General features: G+C 43.4%; 1 pseudogene. It reads right to left on the bottom strand.

The annotated features are described in order from the left end of the window. Positions 1-54: 54 nt before the first annotated feature. A pseudogene (locus tag F6K27_RS33400) lies at positions 55-981 on the bottom strand (IS5 family transposase). Between the last annotated feature and the right edge of the window lie 33 nt (positions 982-1014).

Here is a 1014-nt window from a genome sequence, read left to right as displayed (position 1 = left end):
GGCTTTGTTGCATGAAAGTAGCGATCGCCAAAAACTCCCTTAGTTGGAAGTTAACTAGATTTCTACTTTGTAGCTCTGGGGTTTACCATTTTGAATCATCACGTTGAGTATGGAACATTGTATGAATAACTCCACTGCCTGATTATCAAATTTTCGTCGTCGTAACTTGCATCCATTGAGGACTTTGAGCCTGAACATTGTAGTTTCTGACAACGAGGGTCGGTGGTAGCCACATTCACGTTTCCACTTCTTGCGTCCTACTTTTCTTATCCTTCTGAGGTTTTCATCTCTGGGATGAGGTGAGCATTTACAGTTGCCTAGTTGACCTATTACTGCATTTTTCCTGGGTGGAATTGTTGCCTTTGCCCCTCGTTGCCTAGCTTTCTCCTAACACTTATACTTGTCATAGGCTCCATCTCCTGATACTTGGGCTATTTCCCCATCTACTCCATCTAACAGGTCAGAAAATACTTGGTCGTCACTGACATCATTGGTAGTCACTACCCCACTGATAATCTCCCCTGTGGCCTCCGAAACTCCTAGATGTAATTTACGCCATGTACGCCGTAAACTTTCACCATGAACTCTTGTTTTCCATTCACCTTCGCCGTAAACTTTCACCCCTGTAGAGTCTACTACCATATGAATTGCTTCGTTCGTTGGTATAACTGGTAGTTTAACATTCAGTTTTGGCAAGCGACGGGATACAGTGCTATGGTCAGGTACTGGTAAATCTAAGTCCATCAATTGAAATATAGATTTGACAAAACCTTCGGTCTGTGGTCCGGCCAGACTATACAAGGATTGCATAGTCACCATCAATTCAATGGCCGTGTCACTATAATTATTAGATGCTCCCCTACGTCCAGTTTTTTTCTGATTAAGCCACTGCTCCATGGCCTCTGGAGTCAGCCAAAAAGTGAGACTCCCTCGCTGCTTTAAGGAGGCATCATACTCAGACCAGTTTTTGAGTCGATACAAGGACTTGGAGTTGGATTTAGACTTACTCTTACT

This window comes from Okeania sp. SIO2F5, assembly GCF_010692685.1.
GTDB lineage: Bacteria > Cyanobacteriota > Cyanobacteriia > Cyanobacteriales > Microcoleaceae > Okeania > Okeania hirsuta.
Note: the sequence above shows the minus strand (reverse complement) of the source record. Positions and strands in the feature narration are given on the sequence as shown.